The sequence below is a fragment of the Flavobacterium pectinovorum genome (assembly GCF_006438875.1).
GTDB classification, from domain to species: domain Bacteria; phylum Bacteroidota; class Bacteroidia; order Flavobacteriales; family Flavobacteriaceae; genus Flavobacterium; species Flavobacterium pectinovorum_A.
This window is the reverse complement of sequence record NZ_RCZH01000004.1, coordinates 132047-155663: the sequence shown is the minus strand read 5'-3', so window position 1 is coordinate 155663 and position 23617 is coordinate 132047. Positions and strand designations below refer to the sequence as shown.

Sequence of the window (23617 nt, the reverse complement as noted above, 5' to 3'; positions counted from 1 at the left end):
CTAATTACTTTCTTGATTAAACTGTTAAGTGATTTTATAGATTCCGCCTTAACTTAATAACATTCCCCGATCCGGATCCGGATCCCGAAGCGCAATGTCATTAAGTTAAGCTTCTTTATTTTAAAGCCACAGATTAAAGGATTAAAAAGATTAAAAAAAATCTGCTAAATCTGCTAAATCTGCGTGAAAAAAAATTTTTTTTTACTTCTTCTGTGAGGGATTATTTCACCGTAGCATTATAGATTTTCCTTAACTTAATGACATTGCCCGAAGCGTCGGGACGGGACTGAGGTTCTAACGTTCTAATCTTTAAAATTTTGAAGTTTTTTAGAACTTGCATAAAATATTTTTCTTTCCATTCAAAAAAGCATAATTTTATAAAGAATTGTAACATTATTTGAAAAAACACATCTAATATCTTAATCAGTATAAAATAATCAAAATTCTAAAACCACTCATGGAAAAAAAAACATTCCAATTTGTATTTATTGCCTTTCTGTTTTTGGCACAAAATAGCTTTTCACAAGAGCTTTATATGCCTAGAAATATAAAAGAAGCTTACGCAAAAGGCACACGCTCGATGGACGGAAAACCAGGTAAAAACTATTGGCAAAACCACGGAAAATATACGATGGATATTTCTGTAGATCCAAAAACTAAATTAGTAAGCGGAACAGAAACTATTGTTTATGAAAACAACAGTAATGATACTTTAAGAAATCTCGCGGTTCGATTTGTCAATAATCTTCATAAACCATCTTCTCCAAGAAGCGGAACTGTAAGTGATGATTTTTTAAGCAACGGATTAACGATTACTTCGTTAAAAATTGGTGATGATGTTTATAAAGAAGACGCAAGAAGTTGGGGTACAGTTGGGAATGTAAAAATGAATAAAGCAATTCTGCCGCATTCTAAAACCACAATTGCTATCGATTGGAATTATCCTTTATCAAAAGAGAGTGGAAGAGAAGGACAAATCGATGAAACTACTTTTTTTGTAGCGTACAGTTATCCTCGTGTTTCTGTTTTTGATGATTATAATATGTGGGACAGATTGCCACACACAGATCGTCAGGAATTTTATAATGATTTTAATGATTATACATTTTCTGTAAAAGCGCCTAAGAATTATGTTGTTTATGCAACCGGAGATTTATTAAATCCGGATGAAGTTTTACAACCGGAATTTTCAGAACGTTTGAAAAAATCTTATGTTACAGATGAAATTTTGCATATCGCAAATGAAACAGAACTAAAAAGCGGCGTAGTTACCAAACAAAATGATTGGAACGTTTGGAAGTTTGAAGCGAAACATATCTCAGATGTTTGTTTTGGATTAAGTGATCATTATTTATGGGATGCCAGCAGTGTTTTGGTCGATAAAAAAACAAATCGCCGTACAAGCGTTCAGGCGGCTTATGATGTAAAAGGAACTGATTTTTTAAACTCGGTAAAAAATAATCAATATGCTTTGGATTTCTTTTCAAACAGTTGGCCAGGAGTTCCTTATCCGTTTTCAAAAATGACAGCTTTTCAGGGTTTTGCAGATATGGAATATCCAATGATGTGTAATGATTCGCAAATGGGAGATCCAATCTTTGCACAATTAGTTCAGGATCATGAAGTAGCACATACGTATTTTCCTTTTTATATGGGAATCAACGAAACGCGTTATGCTTTTATGGATGAAGGCTGGGCAACTACTTTTGAATATTTAATTGGAATTGCAGAACATGGTAAAGAAGCAGCAGATAAATTCTACAAAGATTTTAGAGTAAAAGATTATATAAGTGATATGTCGACGGAAGAAGATCAGCCAATAATCACAATGTCTACACAAGTTTCGGGTGCTGGATATGGAAATAATTCATATGGAAAAGCGTCTCTTTCTTATCTGGCTTTAAAGGACATGTTAGGCGATGATTTGTTCAAAAAATCATTGCACGCTTATATGGACAACTGGAATGGGAAACATCCAATTCCGTGGGATTATTTTAATTCGATAAATACAGCTTCGGGCAGAAATTTGAATTGGTTTTTTAATAACTGGTTTTTTACAAATAATTACATCGATCTTTCAGTACGAAATGTAGATAAAAATATCGTTTCCATTGCAAATGTGGGAGGTTTTGCGGTTCCGTTTGACCTAGTTGTTACTTATCAGGATAATACAAAAGAAACTTTACATCAAACACCGGCTGTTTGGCAAGTAAATCAAAAATTGGCAAAAGTTATTTTGAAAAATAAAAAGCAAATCAAACAAGTCGTTTTAGATGGCGGAATCTTTATGGATGCCACGCCGGGAAACAATACTTGGACAGCGAATTAATAAACATAACAAGTCGCCTTTCTCTACTGGGAAAGGCGATTTTTTTTGTAAAATAAATTGATTAGAAGGTTTTGGATTTTATTAAATAATCAAAAAATAAATTTTAAGAAGATGAACATTTTAAAAGACACTTTTAGAAAAAAGAAAATATTCTTTGTATTTTTTATATTGCTGACAAGCTTTGCATTTGCGCAGCATAAAACCAAAATTGAAATTGGAACAATTGATAGTATTTCTTCCAAAGTCTTAAATGAGAACAGAAAAATATGGGTTCATTTGCCTAAAAGTGCACAAAATAACGGCTTTGCAAAACAAAAATATCCGGTAGTTTATGTACTTGACGGCGATGGACATTTTAGTTCAGTAGTTGGAATTATTGAAGAAATGAGCGAAGTAAACGGAAATACAAATTGTCCTGAAATGATCGTAGTAGGAATTACAAACACAAATCGAAATAGAGATTTGACTCCTACACATTCAGATGTTGATCCACCGTTTGTGCCTAAAGGTCTAAGCGATCAATCTGGCGGAGGCGAGAAGTTTGCTGAGTTTCTAGAGAAAGAACTGATTCCGTACATTGACAATAAATATCCTGCTGCATCATACAGAACCTTAATTGGGCATTCTTTTGGAGGATTGACAGCGATCAATATTTTGACTAATCATACTAATTTATTCAATTCATATATTGCTATTGACCCAAGTATGTGGTGGGATCATCAAAAATTTATAGCCGAAACAGAGAAAAAGTTAACGAATAAAAATCTGGCTAATGTTTCGCTATTTATGGCTGGAGCAAATACTATGAATGACGATATGGATGTCGTAAAAGTTAGAAAAGATACAGCTGTTTTTACAAGACACATCAGATCAATTCTGGATTTGAATGATTTTTTTGCTAAGGATAAAAAAAGCAATCTGAATTATGATTACAAATATTATAACGATTATAATCACGGATCAGTGCCATTGATTGCAACTTATGACGGTCTTCGTTTTATATTTAAATTCAATCAGTTGAAACTTTCTATATCGGAGCAAATTAACTTTAATAAAGCAGTTTTCACCAAAATTGAAAAACATTATGATGATGTGTCGAAACATTTAGGTTATAAAGTTGCCGTTCCTGAAAATACAATAAATGTTTATGCCTATCAGTCTTTGAGCAAAAAAGATATGGATTTGGCAGGTTATTTATTTAAATTGAATGTTGCCAATTATCCTCAAAGCCCAAATGTGTATGATTCTCTAGGGGATTTTTATGAAGCAAATGGTGATAATAAAAATGCAATTGCCAGTTATGAAAAAACATTAATTTTGGATAAAAATTTTCCGGAAACAAAAGGGAAATTAGAAAAACTAAAATAATTTATTTAATAAAAACTGGAAATGTCAGGAGAAAAAGATTTGGAAAAATTACTCAAAAACATGAAACCTCAACATAATTTGGGAGATTATGTTTTTTGTAAAGTGGAGAAATTAGAAAATCTTGATTTGAATGATATCGAGATGCTTTTTAAAGAAAAAGAAGCAATTACTTTAATTCTGAAAAAAGAAATTGCAGAACGTTTAAATCTGGAATATTCAGTTGCAATGTCTTGGATAACGCTTACTGTTCATTCTTCATTGGAAGCAGTTGGTTTGACAGCGGCATTTGCCAAAGCGCTTTCACAGAATGGAATTAGTTGTAATGTTGTTGCAGCTTATTATCACGACCACATTTTTGTAAGTACAAAAGATACTCAAAATGCAATGAAAGTTCTAAATGCATTTTCGGACTAAGTTTACTTTAAGTTGCTGTAATTCAAATATTATACAAAAGGGAATCTCAATATGCAGATTCCCTTTTTGTATTAACGTTAAATTTACAATTTGTTAAAAAATAAATAAATATGGTAAACCATAATTATATGTAAGAATAATAAGTTAGTTTTGTGAGAAATAAAATACAAATTTGATGAGAAACGCCCTTTTTTTTATTGTGTTACTGATTACTTTCAAAACTTCCGCTCAAAACAATTCTAAAATTACATTTCAAAAAAACAGATATGAATTAGCTGTTTCCTATTATAAAAAGGCCGATTTTATAAATGCTATTGATTTATTTTATATGGCATGCAAGTTAATACCAGATAACGAAATTGGTATTGAATCAAGTAAAAAAGTAGATGTTTTAAGAACTATTTTAAGAGACAATATAATGGTTCAGGCGTTGGGTACCTGGAAATCGGTTGGAGACAAACCTGGTTGGGCAATTTATAAAAAAGAAAAAGTTTTTGATGAATTCATTGAGGTTACTAACATGCAAATTTTATTCTATAAAAAAGATAAGATAACACAAGAACAGAAACTTACTAATACCGAAGATTTGGTGTATTATAACGGAGAAGATTCAGATCCTTCCTTCTCGAATATAATCCTGTCTAATGGTACTATTTGGCATTGTGCAATAAATAATAATTCAAGTGAACTGCATGTAATTAATATTGCTAAAAAAGATGAAAATGGTATTGATAAGATACAAAACAATAATGCTGAAGAATTCTATGTTAAAGTGAAATAATAAAAAAGGGAATCAAAATTGATTCCCTTTTTTATATAATGAAAAGACATTTGTTATAAGAATTTAAATCCAAGTGAAAAATTAGAAACTGCAGTTTTTATATTTCTGCCGGAAGGATCAAGATCTGTAACTCCTGCCAGATATCTGTAATCCAGCGTCAGTTTCCATAAATCGACGCCAACACCACCAAGTATACTGCTGTTGTTTTTTTCGAAAGCAATGATATTAAGGTTGTTATTGGTGCTTATATCGGAGTAATTTTTCCAGTTGTATCCTGCAAAAAGGCGTACATTTCCTAGTTTTCCTAAAGGAATGATTTTGAAACCAACAAGTAAAGTTGCATCAGTTCCCGCTAATTCATAATCAGTTTCCCCAATTCCGGTTTGTGAAAGACTAAATTTTGATTTTGCATATCCAAGTTCGCCCTGAGCATAAAAAAGTAATAAATTAACCCTGGCAAATCCGGCAACGCCGTAACCGGTCCCAGAACTTTTTGAGCTAAAATCATCAGTAAGAGGCGATGTTATGTTGTAAGAAACCTGAGGTCCGAATTGTATTAATTGTGCAAAACTATTTACACCAATACACAGAAATGCTGCTAAAATGAATTTTTTCATAACTGAATTTGTTTTTAGATGACATAAAAATAAATATTATTAATTAGAATAGAACGATTTATCTTATTTATTTCGAGTTAATCTGAGTTTTTGGTTTTCTATGTTTTTGGTAATGAATAGAATAGGTATACCAGGTTGGAAAGAAAATATAGCCTTTAAAAATCTTAAATTTGAATCGGTCAAAAAATTGAAAATAATGGAAATCAAAGCAATTGAAGCCTCTCAAACCTGGGAAATCAGACATAAAGTAATGTGGCCAGATCAACCTATTGAATTTGTGCAATTAGAAGAAGATGATCTGGGATTGCATTTTGGAGTTTTTGATCAGGAAAAATTGGTGTCAATAGTTTCTTGCTTTGTTGTTGATCAGGAAATGCAATTTAGAAAATTGGCAACTTTAGAAGAATTTCAAGGTAAAGGAATTGCCTCTGAATTGTTGAATTTTATTTTTAAAAGTGCCCGTGAACAAAATTTAAGAAAAATTTGGTGCAATGCAAGGAGTAATAAAAAGTTATTCTATGAGAAATTTGGAATGACAGATACGCACAAAAAATTCTCTAAAGAAGGACAGGAATTTACCATAATGGAAGTTCTGCTATAAAATTAAGATTCAAACTTATTGAATAAAATATACAGGCTCAATTATTTACGATTTTGATGGTTTTTGTTCTGTTTTGAGTTTCGTCTTAAACTGATTCTGATTTGAACGAGTTTTTTTGTGATTTTTTCGCATTAAAAAATAATAATTTAGTAAAATTGATGCCTAAAAAAAGAATTAAAACGTTTTCGTGTTTTTTTAATGTTAAACCTTAGTAAAAATTCTTTTTTTGTTTAGATACTTTGATTACTTTCGCACCCAAATGAGAAAGATAATAGTATTTTTAGTATTCATGAATTTCCTTCTGTTCGGCGGAGGGCAATATCTTAATGCAGGTACTCCACAAAACTTTCATCAACACACTCTTGAGAAAAAGCATCGCATAAAATTCACTAATCAGGATCAGGGCTCTTCAATAATCGAAGACGCTGATGTAGATCTTGAAGAAGAATATCTTGGAAGTGATAATCTTAAAGATGGACTTACGAATAAATTTTTTGCAACAAATTACAGTTTACTTGACAATTGGTACCTTTCCTTTGCAAGTCAGACTATTGTAAATGATAATCGTTTTAAATTCTTCGCGCCATTTTGTGGCAACTCAAATCCTATCTACATTACCCAACAGGTTTTAAGAATTTGATTCAACAGTATACATCGGTTACCTAAGTTGTGATCTGCATATCTTGTTGATGTATTTTTTTTTTTACTTCTTCTTATATGAAAGTTAAGTTCTGACTAAGGCTGGCTGATGCATTTTTTCATCCAAAGGAATCTCTGTATTCCAAGCATCCAATCGCTTAATTTCCAAATAAAATCATGAAAAGAATTATCTTGTTCACAGGCTTAATTGCCCTAGTGTGCCTTACTAGCTGTACAGCTAAAAAAGAAGAGAAAGAAGAAGCTGAAAAATTTACTGTTACTAATCCGGTAAAAATTGACACTTCATTTACCAAACAATATGTTTCACAGATTAAATCTGTACGTAACATCGAACTGCGCGCCCAGGAAAAAGGGTTTTTACAAAATATTTATGTTGATGAAGGACAGTTCGTAAAAAAAGGTCAGCTGTTGTTTAAAATTATGCCAAACATGTATGAGGCAGAATTACTTAAAGCACAAGCTGAACAAAAATCAGTAGAAATTGAATTGCAGAATTCTAAATTATTGGCAGATAAAAATATCGTTTCTAAAAACGAGTTAAGTGTAGCTCAGGCAAAATTGCAATCTGCAAAAGCTGAAGTTGCATTAGCAAAACTTCATTTATCATTCACAGAAATCAGAGCTCCGTTTGACGGAACAATTGACCGTATTCCTTTAAAACTTGGAAGTCTTATTGACGAAGGCGAATTGTTGACAAGTCTTTCAGACAACAGTCAAATGTTTGCTTATTTCAATGTTTCTGAGCCTGAATATCTTCAATATCAAACAGATGTAAAAGACCGTGCTGATAATAAAGTTAGCTTGGTTCTTGCTAATGGAGAAACTTTTAAAGAAAAAGGAAATGTAGAAGTTATCGAAAGTGAATTTAACAACGAAACAGGAAATATCGCTTTTAGAGCAAGATTCCCTAATTCCGGAAAATTACTTAGAAACGGAGAAACAGGACAAGTTCAAATGATTGTTCCGCTTAAAAATGCTATTGTGATTCCACAAAAAGCGACTTACGAAATTCAGGATAAAAAGTATGTTTTTGTTGTTGATAAAAACAATAAAGTGACTTCAAGAGAAATCACAATTACAGGTGAAGTTCCAGATTTGTATGTTGTAAAAACTGGACTTACTGAAACAGATAAAATTTTACTTGAAGGAGTTCAGAAAGTAAAAGAGAACGACAAAATTAAATATGATTTCCAATCTCCTCAAACGGTAATTAATCATTTGCGCGTAAAAGCGGAATAAGTAACAGTATTTAGTGTCAGTTTACAGTAACAGTTTACAGTTTACATTTCACAAATTACATTTTACTCCAATTTGGTTTAATCATTAAAAAATATACAAATGTTTAATAAATTTATTCAAAGACCTGTACTGTCGATAGTAATATCCTTGGTTATTGTCTTTTTAGGGATATTGTCGGTGATGAATTTACCTATTACGCAATTCCCTTCCATTTCTCCTCCAATGGTAAATGTTACGGCAGATTACCCGGGATCTAATGGAGAGCTTATGATCAAATCGGTTGTTATTCCTTTAGAAAGAGCATTGAATGGTGTTCCCGGAATGAAATATATGACCTCTGATGCCGGAAATGACGGTGAAGCGAGTATTCAAGTAGTATTTAACTTAGGTACAGATCCTAATCAGGCTGCTATTAACGTTCAGAACCGTGTGGCTTCGGTTACCAATAAATTACCTCCATTAGTAGTAAGAGAGGGTGTAAAGATTACTCGTGAAGTTCCGAGTATGTTGATGTATGTGAATCTTTATAGTACGGATAAAAATACCGACATGAAGTTCTTATACAACTACGCAGATATCAACGTATTATCAGAATTAAAAAGGGTAAACGGTATTGGTTCCGGAGATATCTTAGGAACACGTGAATATGCCATGCGTATCTGGTTGAAACCTGACCGCATGTTAGCTTACAAAATATCTGCTGATGAGGTAATGGAAGCATTATCAAGTCAGAGTTTAGAGGCTTCTCCTGGTAAAACGGGTGAAAGCTCCGGTAAACGTTCTCAAGCATTTGAGTATGTATTAAAGTATTCAGGACGTTTTACAACTAAGGAACAATATGAGAATATTGTTGTAAAATCAAATAGCAACGGAGAACTTTTACGTTTGAAGGATATTGCTAAAATTGAATTTGGAAGTTCGATGTATGATATCTATTCTAATTTGAATGGAAAACCATCTGCTGCGATCGTATTGAAACAATCTTTTGGTAGTAATGCCAATCAGGTTATTGAAGATGTAAAAGCGAAACTTGAAAAAATCAAGCAGAAATTTCCGAAAGGAATGGATTATGAAATCTCTTATGACGTTTCTAAATTCCTTGATGCTTCTATCGAAAAAGTAATTCACACTTTGATCGAAGCTTTTATTCTGGTAGGATTAGTAGTTTTCCTTTTCTTAGGAGACTGGCGTTCTACGATTATTCCGGCAATTGCGGTACCGGTTTCTTTAATTGGAACTTTCGTATTTATGCAATTCTTTGATATTTCTTTGAACTTAATCACCTTATTTGCGTTGGTTTTGGCAATTGGGGTCGTCGTCGATGATGCGATTGTAGTAATTGAAGCTGTTCACGCCAAGATGGAGGAAGAGCATCTTTCGCCACTAAAAGCAACTAAAAAAGCGATGCATGAGATTGCAGGAGCTATTGTTGCAATTACCTTCTTGATGGCTGCAGTATTTATTCCGGTTGCATTTATGTCTGGTCCTGTTGGAGTTTTCTATCGACAGTTCTCGATCACGATGGCAACAGCAATTATTCTTTCCGGTATTGTGGCTTTGACTTTGACACCTGCACTTTGTGCGATGATGTTAAAAAACAACCATGGTAAACCTAAAAAGAAAACGCCTATTAATAGTTTTATAGATGGTTTTAACAACAAGTTTAACCTGGCACAAGGTAAATACCAAAATGTACTGGCTAAAATTGTAAATAGAAGAGCTGTTACTATTATTGCGCTTCTTGGATTTTGTGCAGGAACATGGTTGATCAGCAGCACGGTTCCTTCTGGATTTATCCCGAATGAGGATCAGGGAATGTTTTATGCTATTATCCAAACACCTCCGGGTTCATCATTAGAAAGAACCAATAATATTGCAGAGAAATTACAAAAAATAGCCGAAACGATAGACGGAGTAAAATCAGTTTCTTCATTAGCAGGTTATGAAATTTTGACTGAAGGTACCGGATCGAATTCAGGTACTTGTTTGATCAACTTAAAAGACTGGAACGATCGTAAAGAATCGGTACAGGAAGTTATGACAGAACTGGAAGAAAAATCGAAAGATATTCCGGGAGCTAATATTGAATTTTTCCAACCGCCGGCAGTACCAGGATATGGAGCAGCTGGAGGATTTGAACTTCGTTTACTGGATAAAACAGGTTCAGGAGATTTCAAAAAAATGGAAGCTGTTAATAAAGAGTTTGTTGAAGAATTGAATAAACGTCCGGAATTATCTAACGTATTTAGTTTCTTTAGTGCGAGTTTCCCTCAGTACATGATGAAAGTCGACAATGATTTGGCACAACAAAAAGGAGTTTCTATCGAAAACGCGATGAACACTTTGTCAACTCTTGTTGGTAGTAACTATGAGATCAGTTTCATTAAATACGGAATTAACTATAAGGTAATCGTTCAGGCTTCGCCGGAATATCGTGCACAGCCAGATGATATCTTAAAACTTTATGTGAAAAATAACCGTGATGAAATGGTTCCTTTTTCAGCTTTTATGAAATTAGAAAAAGTATATGGTCTTTCAGAAATTACAAGACATAACATGTATACTTCTACTGAAATTAGTGGTGGTCCGGCCGTAGGATATAGTTCCGGTACAGCTATTAAAGTGATTCAGGAAGTTGCTGAGAAAAAATTACCTAGAGGATATGATATTGACTGGGCAGGTATTTCTGCCGATGAGGTTGCTCAGGGTAATCAGGCAATTTGGGTATTCTTGATTTGTTTAGGATTTGTTTATTTGGTATTAGCAGCGCAATACGAAAGTTTTATTCTGCCATTATCAGTAATTCTTTCTTTGCCGGCGGGTATTTTTGGAGCTTTCCTTCTGTTGAAATTAACAGGATTAGAAAACAATATTTATGCTCAGGTTGCAATGGTAATGCTTATTGGTTTATTGGGTAAAAATGCCGTACTGATTGTAGAGTTCGCAATACAGCGACATGCAGCAGGAAAAACAGTTCTTGAAGCCGCAATGGAAGGAGCGAGAGCGAGGTTCCGTCCTATTTTGATGACTTCATTTGCTTTTATAGCAGGATTATTACCTCTTGCCTTTGCGACTGGTCCGGGTAAAATTGGTAACAGAACTATTGGTACTGCTGCCGCTGGAGGTATGCTTATTGGAACCATTTGTGGAGTGTTTGTGATTCCTGGATTGTATTACATTTTTGGAAGAATAGCAGAGAAACACAAATTGGTGAAAAATGAAGAAGAGAATCCATTAACAGAAGAAATTGATAACAATCATGTATAAATTCAAAACATATCAATATGGTATTGTGTTAGGATTATGTCTTACGGTTGCAGGGTGTAAAGCCCCTGCGCCTGAGGCAGCACCTACTACAAGTACGCCAGTTCCTGAATCATTTGGTCAAACTGTCCAAACTCAGGATCCAAACAACACCTCAGCTTTACAATGGAAAGATTATTTTAAAGATCAAAACCTTGTAGATTTAATTGATGTTGCTTTAAAAAACAATCAGGAATTAAATATCACTCTGCAGGAAATTGAAATTGCAAAGAACGATATCCGAGTTAAAAAAGGACTTTTATTACCAACTGTTGGTGTTCGTGCCGGAGCCGGAATAGAGAAAGTAGGGAGATACACAAGCCAGGGTGCGGGTGATGCTACAACTGAAATTAAACCAGGTATAGAAACTCCTGATCCGCTTGGTGATTTTACCATTTCGGCTTATGCAAACTGGGAAGTGGATATTTGGAAAAAACTGCGTAATTCTAAAAAAGCAGCTTTGAACAGATATTTAGCGACTGTTGAAGGTAAAAACTTTGTAATTACAAATCTTATTGCCGAAGTTGCTGATTCTTATTATGAATTGTTGGCTTTGGATACTCAGTTAGATATTATAAACCAAACGATTAAATTACAGTCAAATGCTTTAGAAATTGTAAAAATTCAGAAGCAGGCTGCAAGAGCTACAGAACTGGGAGTTAAGAAGTTTGAAGCCGAGGTATTAACTTCAAAAAGTATGGAGTTTGATATTCGTCAGCAAATCAAAGAAGCAGAGAATAAAATCAACTTTTTGTTGGGTAGATATCCACAAGAAATTAAAAGAACAGATAGTACCAACTTCTTGAGTTTATTACCTGCGGCTGTGAGTTCAGGAATTCCGTCTCAATTATTGGCAAATCGTCCAGATGTTAAACAAGCAGAATTGGAGCTTGTAGCTGCAAAATTGGATGTTAAAGTAGCACGTGCTGAGTTTTATCCTTCATTGGATATTTCTGCTGCAATTGGTGTAAATGCTTTCAAACCTGCTTATTTGTTTACGTTTCCGGAATCTCTTTTGTATTCTTTGGCAGGAGATTTAGCAGCACCATTGATTAACAGAAACGCTATTAAAGCTGAATTTGCAAGTGCAAACGCAAGACAGCTTCAGGCATTATATAATTATGATCGTACGGTTTTGAATGCTTATTTAGAAGTATCAAACCAGCTTTCTAAGATTGAAAACTTACAGAAAGGTTATGATCTTAAATCGCAACAAGTTGATGCTTTAAACACATCAATTGATGTTTCTAATGATTTATTTAAGTCAGCGAGAGTTGATTATTTCGAAGTTTTAATGACTCAACGTGATGCATTAGAAGCGAAATTAGAATTAGTAGATACTAAAAAAGAACAACTGAATGCTGCGGTTCATGTTTACAGAGACTTAGGCGGCGGTTGGAAATAGGATGCCTATTTTAATTAGTTATTGTAGGAGCCTTCCAGAAGTAAAATTCTGGGAGGTTTTTTTGTTTAAATTTGATAAATTATTGTAACTTTTTGATTAGTTAGATTTATATATAAATTCAAATCAAAGCGTTTGACAAACCATTTTAAAAAACAAAAAATGAACAGGAAATTACAAACTTCCCGAATATTGATTTCTGAAAGATTGACGCTTCGGAAACTTTCAAAAAGTGATTCCGAAGAAATATTGCAATTACGTTCAGACATAGAAATAAATAAATTTCTTGACAGAAAACCATGCAAAACAGTAGAAGATGCCTTAAATTTTATTAACAGTATAATTGAAAATGAAAGTGAAGAACTTTTTTATTGGGCAATTACAAAGACTGGCGAAGACAAACTAATTGGTACAATTTGTCTGTTTGAATTCTTAGATAATTTAAAAAAATGTGAAATTGGATATGAGCTTCTTACGGAATACCAAGGTAAGGGAATTATGATTGAAGCTGTGGAAAAAGTTATAGAATATGCAATTAAAACACTTGAAATAAACACGATAGATGCACTTGTACATAAAGACAATCAAAGCTCAACTAAACTTCTTCAAAAATTAAATTTTAAGAAATTAGACGATAGCGTCGAAGATAATCCAAATCTTGTTTTATTTAGATTGACAACATAAAGCTTTCAAAGCCTGAATAACTACTAAAACAGTTTTGTGCAAGCGGTTTAATATAAAGTCCAAATAACAATTTCTTTTCCTTATTTAGGCATTACTATTTTTACTCTAAACCCTTTATCGGGTTCTGTTTCAAAATCAATAGTTCCTTTAACAGCCTGAATTCGGCTCTCCATATTTTTGAGACCATTTTTTACCATCTTTGTTTTTTCGGAGCCTTTACCATTATCAGTATAGTTTATCAAGATCGATTTTTGATCGTTGTCAAATTTTATAACAACCAGATTTGCCTGACTGTGTTTCTTCATATTTACCATTAATTCTTGTAAAACCCGGCTTATAGTGACTTTTTTGGTATCATCGATCATTTCCCAGTTGATATCATCCAGATTAGTAATCATGATATTTCTTTCGCCGGTATTGTAAGTCGAAAGCATTTCTTTTATAGTGGAGGTAAAATTTATACCAGTATCAATTTTATTATTTTCTTTTGAAATTCCTCGCACACGTCCATAAATATCATCTAATTTTTGTAATAGATTCTCTTTAGTGTTTTCCTGAGATAATGTTTGAGATTCGGCAAAAGCAATCACATGATATACATCGTTTGCTAACTCATCGTGGATTTTTTTAGCAATGCGGGCTTCTGTATTGTACGAAGTCTTAAATTCTATAGCCTTATTTTTATTTTTATAATAACGTATTAAAATAGCTATTAGAATGACTAAAAAGATAAAAACGATAACAAATACAATTCGCAGATAAGTGGCTTTTTGAAGTGATAATTCGTTTTCGGCTTTTTCTAAACGAAGTTTTACATTTTCATCTTTTTCTTTTTTAGCGTCGTATTTTATTTTGGCAAACTTATTTTTAAAGTTATTTCTAACTTTAATAATGCTGTCGTTTAAAGTAAAATACTTTTGCACATATTTGATTTGGTTACTACGATTATTAGAGATTAAAATTTGCATTGCTTCTAATCTTTCGTCGACACTATTTAGTTTTGTGGCTATATTATATGCTGCAAGAGCATTCTCATCTGATTTAGGAATGTCTTTTTTTGCATAATAATCGGCAAGGTGCAGGTAGCTTTCAATACTTCCGTAAGTATCTTTAAATTTAGTTCTTGTTTGGAGTGCGTCTTTCATTAAAAGAAATCCTTTTTCTTCGAGACCATTCTTAAAATAAGCATAACCCAAGTTGTCCAGTAGTATGGATTCATTAACTTCCTGGCCTTTCTTCTCTAATGTTTTTTTGCTCAAAAGAGATTCTAAAAGAGAGATTGCTTGATCATATTTTTTTTGTTGGATATAAACTGGTGCAATATTGCTTAAAGGACCTAGCTTACCAATGGGATCTGAAAACTCATTAGCGGCTTTTTTATAATAAAAAATAGCATCATCATAAAGAGAAAGTTCTTTGTCAGCAATACCTAATCTATTATTTATAATAGCGATATATTCGCTATTGTTTTTAACATAGGATAATGCTTCGGTTACGGTTTCCTTACTGCCGTAATAATCGCCGTTGACTTGCTGAATTGATGCCATTAGAATTAGCACATACCCAATATTAGCACTGTCTTTTAATTTTTCAAAAAGTAGTTTTGATTTGTTAAATTCGTTAAAAGCGGTATTGAAATTTTGTTTGTCGAAATGTTCAGCTGCTTTATCTCGTAAACTAAGTGCCTCTTTTTCTATAGCTTCGGTATTCGTATTAATCGCCTTTTTTTCCGTACATGAAAAAAGAAAAAGAAATATAATAAAATAAAAAAACGGGGACCGTAACATATAAATTTACTTTCCCCGAAAATAGTAATTAATTAGATACTAAAAATATTTATTTAGTCATCACCACCAGGATTTTTGATTGGTGGTTTTGTTGGTGGTATTCCACCAGTATCACCAGGACCATCCGCATAAGTTGGTTTTGAAGGATTAACAACTTTTTCTGTTTCCTTTTTTGGTTGAGTCTCGTATTCATCAGGAGTACAAGAAAATATCGTGAATAATGACGCAAAAGCGACAAAAAGTATTAGTTTTTTCATTTTGATTTAATTTAGAAATTAGACATGAGTATTGCCGTCCGGAGTTTATCCAGAGTTTTGGTTGGCGATACCAAATTGATTTTGGGAAGTAAACAGTGTAGAACTATAAGACGTTTTTTATACTTCCCGAATAAATCCGGTCTTACGGTTTTTTACACTATTAATTTGAACTAGTTTTTTGTTTTTGTTTTAGTCTGCAGACAAAACTTGAACTAATTTCTATGGCAAAGGAAAGGCACTTTGAGCCCTTTGTTGATAAGGGATTCCCAGAATTCCCGCGTTTTCCTGAGATTCCCAAGAATTCCTGAAAAAAGAATATAATGCACAATAAATTTTGGTTTATTAGAGCCTGTTATGTGAATGAAAAACCAAACATGACCTTTATTTAATAGAGGTAAAAAATCTTAAAAAGGTTGGCTTGGACTATTAAAAAAAGCATAAAAATGTAGTATTGAAGAAATCAATAAATTGAGATTAATAGTAGACAAGTCTAATCGTTGTAAAACGAGAAATAAATCATAGAATTAGATGCTAAAACATATTATTTCTTTTTGGCTTCATGCTCATGAAGAATAAAGTAAATAATAAAGTGGTAGTTATAAAAAGTATTTTTTTTCATTTTGGTTTAGATTAAAAATTAGGCATGAGTATTGCTATCCAGAGTTTATCCAGAACTTGTTAATGGTCGAGCCAAAATTGATTTTTGGGGAAGTAAAGTGTGTAGAACTGTAAGACGTTTTTTATACTTCCCAAATAAAGTCGGTCTTACGGTTTTTTACACTGTTAATTTGAACTAGTTTTATATTTTTGTTTTAATCTGCAGACAAGACATGAACTAATTTCTTTGACAAACGAAAGGTACTTTGATACCTTTGTTTATAAGAGATTATCAGAATTTCTGCGGTTTACTGAGATTCCCAACAATTCCAAAAAAAAACATATATACCACACCATGCATTCCAAGACATTAGAAGAATATAAAAAAGGCATTAAAATTAAATATGAGATCGTAAAAGAAGGAGAACACTTCGATTACCTGTATAGTCCTTCCCGTGGAAAACTCCGCGATTTGTGTTGGCTTATTTTTGAGAATAACCCAACTCAGGATGACTTAAATGTTTTTAAAAATTTATTGTGCTTAGATTTTGATCATACTAAAAAGAATAAGTTTAAGGAGCAAAAAGATAAGTTTAGACCTATTGAAACTTTCTTTAAGGGTGAAACAGATCCGTTGAATATTGATGCCATAAATCTTGCGGCAGTTATAGTTGATTTTCAACCGCGTCCTTTTAAAAAATTTAATGAAAAGTGTAGAATTGAAGAAACCAGACAAATTGAAAATGCCGATAAAGCGGTGATAGTCGTTGAAAGTGAGAAAGAAGTCATAGAAGTAGAGGATTTGGTGAAAAATGAAAATGAAGAGTCGAAAGAGGATCCTAAAAAGGGAAATCTTTACGTTAATTTTAAAGACGTATTTTCTAAAATAAAAGCTCAGAAAATAAATCCGGAAAAAATAATTATGGTTGGAATTGGAACAATAGCTTTGGTTTCATCAGCATGTTTGAAAAAATTAGATAAAATGATTTCTAAATCTAAATGAAGCAGAGAAGAAGCGTTGCGAAAAATAAAATGTGTGAAGTGGTAAAAAGAATAATTTTTTGAGAAGTAATTTTGGTCTCTGAAAAGTTTGTTTTTTGGCATATATTATCTGTTATTTATACTATAAAGATAAGAAATATTTACCAGTAAACCTAGTAAAGATCAATGAAATAACGGATTTTTTTTGCTTTTTAGAAGATAAAATTTCGGGAATTTTTTCTATGATAGTTACTAGTTTTGAAAACGAATCTGCTTAAAAAACTTTTCTTCTATTTTATTCCGATAGCTGTTAGGAGTGGCTGAAAATTTCTCCCTTTCCCGATAGCTATCGGAATAAATGATTTTAGCAGATTTCAAAGAGTAATTATTTTAATTTTTGAAATCCATTAGCTTATTAAGAAATAATCAAACCAGCATCTTTATATGCTTTTAGAACCTCATCTTCGGGATTGATATTCGTTACAAGAACATTTATATCTTTAAGAGGACAAACAAAATAAGATTCGGCGGTTCCAATTTTTTCGATAGAACTCAATGCAATTACAAAATTTGAATTCTGGATCATGTTTCTTTTTATTTGCGAATCATCGTATAAAATTCCTGTTACGCCACGATCATGATGAATACTGCAAATTCCTAAAATGCAAATGTCGGCCCTAAAATTCCTGAAGAAATCTATGGTATCAATACTGGCAGTTGTAAAAGATGTTTTACACATTTTTCCGCCGGCAAAGATCAATTCGATGTTGGGTAAATCTTCGATCAATGCTGCAACCGGAAAACTGTTTGTAATAACCGTTATTTTTAAATCATAAGGAAAACTTGCTACTAACGCCAGAGAAGTTGTTCCGCCATCAATAAATACCACTTGTCCGTCTTTTAAATACGAAATTGCTTTTCCGGCAATGATTTTTTTGTTTTCGACATCATGGTTTTCTCTAACCCTAAAGTGCAGCGGAATAGGAGAAGGTGCAACTGCGCCTCCACGAACTGCCTTGAGTAAACCTTGATCTGAGAGTTCTTTTACATCTCGTCGTATTGTGTCTTCTGAAACATTTAAGTATACGCTGAGTTCCAGTAAAGTTACTCGATGCTCTTTTGAGAGGTATTCTAAAATTACTTTTTGACGTTCTTCTTTTTTCATGTGATGCAAATTTATATTGCAAAAGTAATTTAATATTGCAATATATTGCAATATTTGCGTAAATTTGTCGCAAAATAAAACTAAAATGAAAAAGAAATCGATTGCCATTGATATGGATGGCGTACTTGCAGATATTGAGCTGCAACTTATTGAACATTATAATAAAGCAACAGGAAAAAGTCTTTCGAAAGAAAGTATTGAGGGATTATCTGAAGAAGATGCTTTTACAGACAGAACTTTGGTAAGAGAGGTTTTAAATGCAGATAATTTTTTCAGAACATTGCCAGTAATGCCGGATGCTATTGAAAGTGTACGTCAATTACAAGAAAATTTCGAAGTGTTTATTGTTTCTGCGGCTACTGAATTTCCGGTTTCGCTTGCTGAAAAAATAGCGTGGCTTGGTGAGTTTTTTCCTTTTATAAAATGGGAAAATATTATTTTATGCGGAAGCAAAAGAATTATTAATACGGATTATATGATTGACGATCATTGCAAGAATCTGGATTATTGCATGGGAAAACCTATTATGTTTACGGCATTCCATAACGTGAATCAAACGCATCATATACGCGCAAATAACTGGAAAGAAGTTGTGGCAGTTTTAAACCAAACTGTATCATAGATTTTACAGTTTAATTTGTAAACAAAAAGCCTTTCGGGAGTAAACTTTCGAAAGGCTTTTTGCTTTTTAGATTTTAAAAAAGAACTATAAGTTATGATCATTGTTGATCTCTGCTTCGTCAGATTCATTGTAGAAATTTAGAGCTTCTTCAATTTTCTTGCGATCTTTTTTATTTTGTTTTATTAGAAAATAGACTAATAGAACAACGCCAATAATTATGGCAGTTAATACGTAGTTATTAATTTCCATAACGATGCTATTTTAAGTTAATTCTAAGGGTTATTTTTGTAAAAATAATCTTTAAATTTTATTTTTGTATCTTTTTTAAGATAAAAAATCACGAAACCACAATCCTGAATGTTTTATGGTTCTTTGTTGTGTGTCAAAATCAACATGAATTAATCCAAATCTGGCATTATAACCTTCGGCCCATTCAAAGTTATCAGTAAGGCTCCAAACAAAATAACCGTCAACATTATAACCCTCTTTCTTAGCTTTCAAAATCTGTTCGAGATGATCTTGTATGTAATGAGTACGCTTTATGTCATATACTTTTCCGTTTTGAAGAACATCCGGAAAAGCTGCGCCGTTTTCGGTAATTATAATTTTCTTGATGTTATAACTATTGAATTTTTTAAGAACGTGATAAAGTGCTGGAGGATAAACTTCCCAACCCATATCGGTTGCAATAACATTTCTTTTTTCGGCGCTAATTAATTCGGCACCAATATACGGAATCAATAAAGACGATTTTACAACTTCTCTGGTATAACATTGAAGTCCAATGAAATCAAAGTCAAAAGCAAGATTGTTTAAGTCGTCTTCAAGAATATAATTATTCAGTTTTTTAAGAACCGGTAAATCTGCCTGAGGATAACCCAGACCTAAAATTGGTTCAATAAAAGTTCTGTTCAATAAAGTATCCACACGCTTTGCGGCTTCGATATCTTTTGGTGTTTGAGAAAAAGGCTCAATATGTGTACAGGAAAAAGTAGTTCCAATATTTGCCTCGGGAATAAGTTTTCGCAAAGTTTTTGCACCCGATGCTGTAGCCAATGTTACGTGATGCATGGCTTTAAGATAATTGGTAATCCCTTTTTTTCCGGGAGCATGAATGCCTAAAAAATATCCGGCTCCGGTAAAAACAGAAGGTTCGTTGATAACCATCCAGTTTTTGACGCGATCTCCAAAATTTTGTGCGCAAACTTCAACATATTCTGAAAACCATTTGACAGATTCCCGATTCGTCCATCCGCCTTTTACTTCCAGATCGTGGGGTAAATCCCAATGATAAAGTGTAATCCAGGGTTCTATTCCGGATGCCAGTAAAGAATCTATGATTTTGTTGTAATAATCGATTCCAGCCTGATTGACAGGATGTGTTCCTGTAGGCATAATTCTGGACCAGCTAATAGAAAACCTAAAATTCGGAATGTTTAATTCGTTTATCAGGTCAATATCGTTTTGGTAAGAATTGTAGAAATCGCAAGCGGTCAGGGCATGATGTCCATTTTTGATTTTTCCTTTTTGAGAAGTAAAAACATCCCAAATAGAAGAACCTTTTCCGTCGGCATCATGTGCTCCTTCAATTTGGAAAGCGGCGGTAGAAACACCCCACAAGAAATCTTGTCCAAACTGGTCTTTGTGTAAAAATGAGGTATCAACTTTATTCATTCAATTGTGCTTTCCTTTTTTAAATTTGAATCTCTAATTTATTAATGAAGGAAAGAAGATTGCATAGCTCTTAAAAAAAGCCATTCTTTGAATGAAACCAAAAAATTTAGATTGAAGAATTTCATGATATTTAGTTTTATTCAAATTAACAAAACTAATGTGAATTAATTGTAAAGTGATTATTATCAAATAATTAAATAAAATAATTGACCTGAAATCTGTCAGTCTTCCCAACCACAAAGCGTGAGTCCGTAACGTTGAGCCTGCGAAATGGATACTTTTGTAATTTCATGTCGGCAGGCAGTTAAACCACGGCAATTATCTGTTAAATGATATTTTTTTGCTCCGGTTGGTCCGCAAATGTAGACTTTAGTCTCAACAGGATAGAATGTGGTTAAGCATGTAAATAGTGGTATTATGATATATTTCATTGGGATAAAATTTTGGGTAAATACGACTATTGCACTATTAAGAAATATTCATTTCCTTTTTCGTCAAAAGCTTTTAGTTTTCCGTTATCAATCCATTCGGTTTTTATGTTGAGCTCCGGGACAGAATCATTGGTTAGAATTCCGGCACCATATTTTCCTTCAACATTTATGTTCCCAAAGACTGAATCTCCTTTTATATTGACACCTTTTACATTATAATTATATTCATAATGACCTGAATTTCCCGTTCGGTATTTATAATGATATTGTGTATTGACATGATAGGTTTTGGCTTCTTCAGGAGTTATAGATTTGCGATCGTCAGAAGTAATCACCTCCTTGTAAAATGCGTTGATTTTTTGAGGAGGTGGAACAGAAGGATGTTTGCATGAAAGCGTTACAAATACTATCAATAGGATTAAGTAATTTTTTAACATAGGCGTTTTTGGTTAAGGTTTGGTCTTAAATAGTTAGGGATAAATCTAATTAGAATTGGTTTCTATAAAATGCGTAGTAATACGGTATTATTAATTCTAATTTTTAAGAATAAAATCTTTAATAATCTTATCCATATTCGAAGGTAAATCGGCATTTTTAGCCTCAAAATGTTTGATTTTCATTTCAGCAAACCATTTATTCCAATATGCTTTTATCACTTTTTCTTCATAGGGATTGTTACGACTGGCATTTATTCCTAAAACCAAAACTTCTAGATTTGACAAATCGCTTCCGGCTTTAATGAAACCAAAATCGTGATCTTGTAATTTCTTCTCCCAATCTTTGTTGTTTAAGCCATTTGCTTTTAACAGTTTTGGTGTAATATAAGTTGTTCGATTTCCCTCTTTTATTATTTTGCCATCATAATACATATATCCATCGGTTAATATGACCAGTATATTTCTATATCCCTTTTCAATACATTGATCTTTTACTTTATCATCAAAAAAACTCCATATATCAGATCCTATATAATTATTATCTTTTATGGCTGAATCATATATTTTTGAAGTTTGTGAAGCATAATTTGCATTGATGGAATTTAGGATTTCTTTTGAAGCATTATTTTTATCTATATTGATTTTTAGATTTTTGGAAATCAAATTAATTTCAGAATCCTGAGGTTCCGGATTAAAAAATAATTGCATTCGGTCATCAATTTGTCTTATTCTTTTTGATCTTAAATGCTGCGTAAATGCTTCAGAAACCGATTTTATATAGCCTAAATCCCTTTGGTAATATTCCATTGTTGGATTCGGGTTTTTTGCCAGACTTATTCTGTCCGATAAATCAATAAGGATACTTATGTTATAATTTTCTACGGTAGGTATTTTTGTTACAATTTCATCTTTTTCTTCATCGGAATCTTTTTTACACGAAAATGTAAAAACTAATAATAGAAACAGTACAATTATTTTGAGAGTCTTTTTCATAAAATTAGTTTTTAGAATATACTAAATGTTGAAAGTCAGGATCTACTAAGTTTAGTTTACTTAAATGCTCTTCTGATGAAAGATCGCAATTTTCTAATAATTCAACTTTCTCTTTATGTGGCAAAGCGATTTCGGTATTAATAGCCTGAAACCATCCTTCTTTGTATTGATGATGATAATGCAGATATTCTTTTACTGGAAATACAAAACCGTCAATTTTAGATTGCAGCTCTGAAATTTTTCCTGTAATAGTTATTAGTTGTTCTTTAAAATCATTGATCTTATTTGTGTATTCAATTTTCAGTGTATCTAAATTGATGAGATTTTCTTTTTTACCTCTAATAAAAGCTCTGATTTTGTCAATGTTTTCAAACTCTTTCATTACAAAATCAAATACAAGTCCCCAAATAATATAGACTACAAATCCCGCGAAAATAATCATCCAGAATTCAGCTTCGCCCAATGCAATATTTAAGTTGTAAGGAGAGGAATCGGTTGTTTTATTAAACTCATATATTTTCTTTTCAATTTGATACGCGAGTAGGGCATCAAATAAAAAAGTGGTAGTAAATAGCGCAATCATTCTGAAAATGTTTTTAATTCCTTTTCCTTTTTGTACCATATGAATTACATAACCTAAACCCATAAAAACAAATGGAATTGTAGTAACCAAAACACCTTCTAACCAACTGGCTTTAAAAGAATTTGTCAACGCATTTGCATCAAAAATTGCAGCCGTTAAACTATCATTGGCAAACTCTTTAAAGAAAGCTGAATACGATGCTGAAATATAAAATACCAATACATAAAGCGTGATTGGAAGCAGTAAAAATAAACCAATGTAAAACTGAGCTTTCAAACCTTTTCCGTCTTCAATTCCATATTTATCGGGATTGCGTTTTACTTCGATCATTTCATTTTTTATCTGATCAATAGTATCATTAAGGTCTTGTTCTTTCTTTTCGTAGATTCCAATTGCGGCTTCGCATTTTTTGAGTTCAGTTCTATTTTTTTCCTGTTCTTCTTTGTAGGGTTGTTTTAAGCGATCTTGCTCCATTTTTTGTTTTCGGCATTGATCTTCAAAACTCATATACAAATTTTGAAGACATGCCTTGAGAACAATTGGTCTTCCGGTTGCTTTTATTGAGGCAGCAAAACCACTTTGATAATAGGTGATTCTTATTTGTTCTCTGTCTTCTTCATTATCATCAAAAGTTCTAATATTAGAATCTTCGGTTTTTTTTAGGCTAAATAATTGTGAAAGTGGTTTCATAA

22 protein-coding genes are annotated in these 23617 nt (G+C 32.6%); 12 read left to right on the top strand and 10 right to left on the bottom strand.

Annotation, left to right across the window (positions count from 1 at the left end; translation table 11 throughout):
- The first annotated feature begins 457 nt into the window (after window positions 1-457).
- The 4 genes from EAH81_RS06935 to EAH81_RS06920 all read left to right on the top strand — a co-directional run bounded on the left by EAH81_RS06935 (window position 458) and on the right by EAH81_RS06920 (window position 4892).
- Complete coding sequence (locus EAH81_RS06935) at window positions 458-2329, top strand: M1 family metallopeptidase (RefSeq protein WP_140505259.1); 1872 nt, start codon at window positions 458-460, stop codon at window positions 2327-2329.
- 111 nt (window positions 2330-2440) lie between these two features.
- Complete coding sequence (locus EAH81_RS06930; protein ID WP_140505257.1) at window positions 2441-3697, top strand: alpha/beta hydrolase-fold protein; 1257 nt, start codon at window positions 2441-2443, stop codon at window positions 3695-3697.
- A 21-nt stretch (window positions 3698-3718) separates the two neighbouring features.
- A complete protein-coding gene (locus tag EAH81_RS06925) occupies window positions 3719-4111 on the top strand; it encodes an ACT domain-containing protein (protein ID WP_140505255.1) in 393 nt (130 codons plus the stop codon).
- A 175-nt stretch (window positions 4112-4286) separates the two neighbouring features.
- Window positions 4287-4892 (top strand): hypothetical protein, encoded by a 606-nt coding sequence (locus EAH81_RS06920; protein WP_140505253.1) that lies wholly within the window; start codon window positions 4287-4289, stop codon window positions 4890-4892.
- A gap of 53 nt (window positions 4893-4945) precedes the next feature.
- Here the strand turns inward: EAH81_RS06920 and EAH81_RS06915 are convergent, their stop codons facing one another.
- Window positions 4946-5509, bottom strand: a complete 564-nt coding sequence (locus tag EAH81_RS06915; RefSeq protein ID WP_140505250.1) for a porin family protein — start codon at window positions 5507-5509, stop codon at window positions 4946-4948.
- Between the two features lie 196 nt (window positions 5510-5705).
- Here EAH81_RS06915 and EAH81_RS06910 point away from each other — a divergent pair, with 196 nt between their 5' ends.
- From EAH81_RS06910 to EAH81_RS06885, 6 genes are all read left to right on the top strand, one after another.
- Window positions 5706-6110: a GNAT family N-acetyltransferase gene (locus EAH81_RS06910; protein ID WP_140505248.1), complete on the top strand. Its 405-nt coding sequence runs from the start codon at window positions 5706-5708 to the stop codon at window positions 6108-6110.
- 259 nt (window positions 6111-6369) lie between these two features.
- Window positions 6370-6750 carry a hypothetical protein gene (locus EAH81_RS06905; RefSeq protein WP_241676530.1) on the top strand — a complete coding sequence of 127 codons (381 nt, stop codon included), beginning with the start codon at window positions 6370-6372 and terminating at the stop codon, window positions 6748-6750.
- A gap of 176 nt (window positions 6751-6926) precedes the next feature.
- Window positions 6927-8009 (top strand): efflux RND transporter periplasmic adaptor subunit, encoded by a 1083-nt coding sequence (locus EAH81_RS06900; protein WP_140505245.1) that lies wholly within the window; start codon window positions 6927-6929, stop codon window positions 8007-8009.
- A gap of 99 nt (window positions 8010-8108) precedes the next feature.
- Entirely contained in the window at window positions 8109-11276 is a 3168-nt protein-coding gene (locus EAH81_RS06895; RefSeq protein ID WP_140505243.1) for an efflux RND transporter permease subunit, read from the top strand.
- Window positions 11269-12717 (top strand): TolC family protein, encoded by a 1449-nt coding sequence (locus EAH81_RS06890; RefSeq protein ID WP_140505241.1) that lies wholly within the window; start codon window positions 11269-11271, stop codon window positions 12715-12717. The genes EAH81_RS06895 and EAH81_RS06890 overlap by 8 nt, the downstream gene beginning before the upstream one ends.
- A 159-nt stretch (window positions 12718-12876) precedes the next feature.
- Complete coding sequence (locus EAH81_RS06885; protein WP_140505238.1) at window positions 12877-13398, top strand: GNAT family N-acetyltransferase; 522 nt, start codon at window positions 12877-12879, stop codon at window positions 13396-13398.
- 80 nt (window positions 13399-13478) lie between these two features.
- Here the strand turns inward: EAH81_RS06885 and EAH81_RS06880 are convergent, their stop codons facing one another.
- Together EAH81_RS06880 and EAH81_RS06875 are read right to left on the bottom strand one after the other, a co-directional pair.
- Window positions 13479-15185 carry an ATP-binding protein gene (locus EAH81_RS06880; RefSeq protein ID WP_140505235.1) on the bottom strand — a complete coding sequence of 569 codons (1707 nt, stop codon included), beginning with the start codon at window positions 15183-15185 and terminating at the stop codon, window positions 13479-13481.
- Between the two features lie 53 nt (window positions 15186-15238).
- Window positions 15239-15442 carry a hypothetical protein gene (locus EAH81_RS06875; RefSeq protein WP_140505232.1) on the bottom strand — a complete coding sequence of 68 codons (204 nt, stop codon included), beginning with the start codon at window positions 15440-15442 and terminating at the stop codon, window positions 15239-15241.
- A 952-nt stretch (window positions 15443-16394) separates the two neighbouring features.
- Between EAH81_RS06875 and EAH81_RS06870 the strand changes: the two genes are divergently transcribed.
- Window positions 16395-17042, top strand: a complete 648-nt coding sequence (locus tag EAH81_RS06870) for a hypothetical protein (protein ID WP_140505230.1) — start codon at window positions 16395-16397, stop codon at window positions 17040-17042.
- A 393-nt stretch (window positions 17043-17435) separates the two neighbouring features.
- On the opposite strand, the gene EAH81_RS06865 is transcribed toward EAH81_RS06870, so the two are convergent.
- On the bottom strand, window positions 17436-18185 hold the full coding sequence (locus EAH81_RS06865; protein ID WP_140505227.1) for a DeoR/GlpR family DNA-binding transcription regulator: 750 nt from the start codon (window positions 18183-18185) through the stop codon (window positions 17436-17438).
- 85 nt (window positions 18186-18270) lie between these two features.
- On the opposite strand from EAH81_RS06865, the gene EAH81_RS06860 reads away from it, so the two are divergent.
- Window positions 18271-18807, top strand: a complete 537-nt coding sequence (locus EAH81_RS06860; RefSeq protein WP_140505224.1) for a 5' nucleotidase, NT5C type — start codon at window positions 18271-18273, stop codon at window positions 18805-18807.
- An 84-nt stretch (window positions 18808-18891) separates the two neighbouring features.
- On the opposite strand, the gene EAH81_RS27390 is transcribed toward EAH81_RS06860, so the two are convergent.
- The 6 genes from EAH81_RS27390 to EAH81_RS06835 form a co-directional block, all read right to left on the bottom strand.
- Window positions 18892-19056 carry a hypothetical protein gene (locus EAH81_RS27390; RefSeq protein ID WP_161595793.1) on the bottom strand — a complete coding sequence of 55 codons (165 nt, stop codon included), beginning with the start codon at window positions 19054-19056 and terminating at the stop codon, window positions 18892-18894.
- Between the two features lie 75 nt (window positions 19057-19131).
- Complete coding sequence (locus EAH81_RS06855; RefSeq protein ID WP_140505222.1) at window positions 19132-20481, bottom strand: GH1 family beta-glucosidase; 1350 nt, start codon at window positions 20479-20481, stop codon at window positions 19132-19134.
- Between the two features lie 221 nt (window positions 20482-20702).
- A complete protein-coding gene (locus EAH81_RS06850; RefSeq protein ID WP_140505220.1) occupies window positions 20703-20912 on the bottom strand; it encodes a hypothetical protein in 210 nt (69 codons plus the stop codon).
- A 26-nt stretch (window positions 20913-20938) separates the two neighbouring features.
- Window positions 20939-21349, bottom strand: a complete 411-nt coding sequence (locus EAH81_RS06845) for a hypothetical protein (protein ID WP_140505217.1) — start codon at window positions 21347-21349, stop codon at window positions 20939-20941.
- Window positions 21350-21445: 96 nt separating this feature from the next.
- Complete coding sequence (locus tag EAH81_RS06840; RefSeq protein WP_140505215.1) at window positions 21446-22342, bottom strand: hypothetical protein; 897 nt, start codon at window positions 22340-22342, stop codon at window positions 21446-21448.
- Window positions 22343-22346: 4 nt separating this feature from the next.
- On the bottom strand, window positions 22347-23615 hold the full coding sequence (locus EAH81_RS06835; RefSeq protein ID WP_140505213.1) for an EscU/YscU/HrcU family type III secretion system export apparatus switch protein: 1269 nt from the start codon (window positions 23613-23615) through the stop codon (window positions 22347-22349).
- Between the last annotated feature and the right edge of the window lie 2 nt (window positions 23616-23617).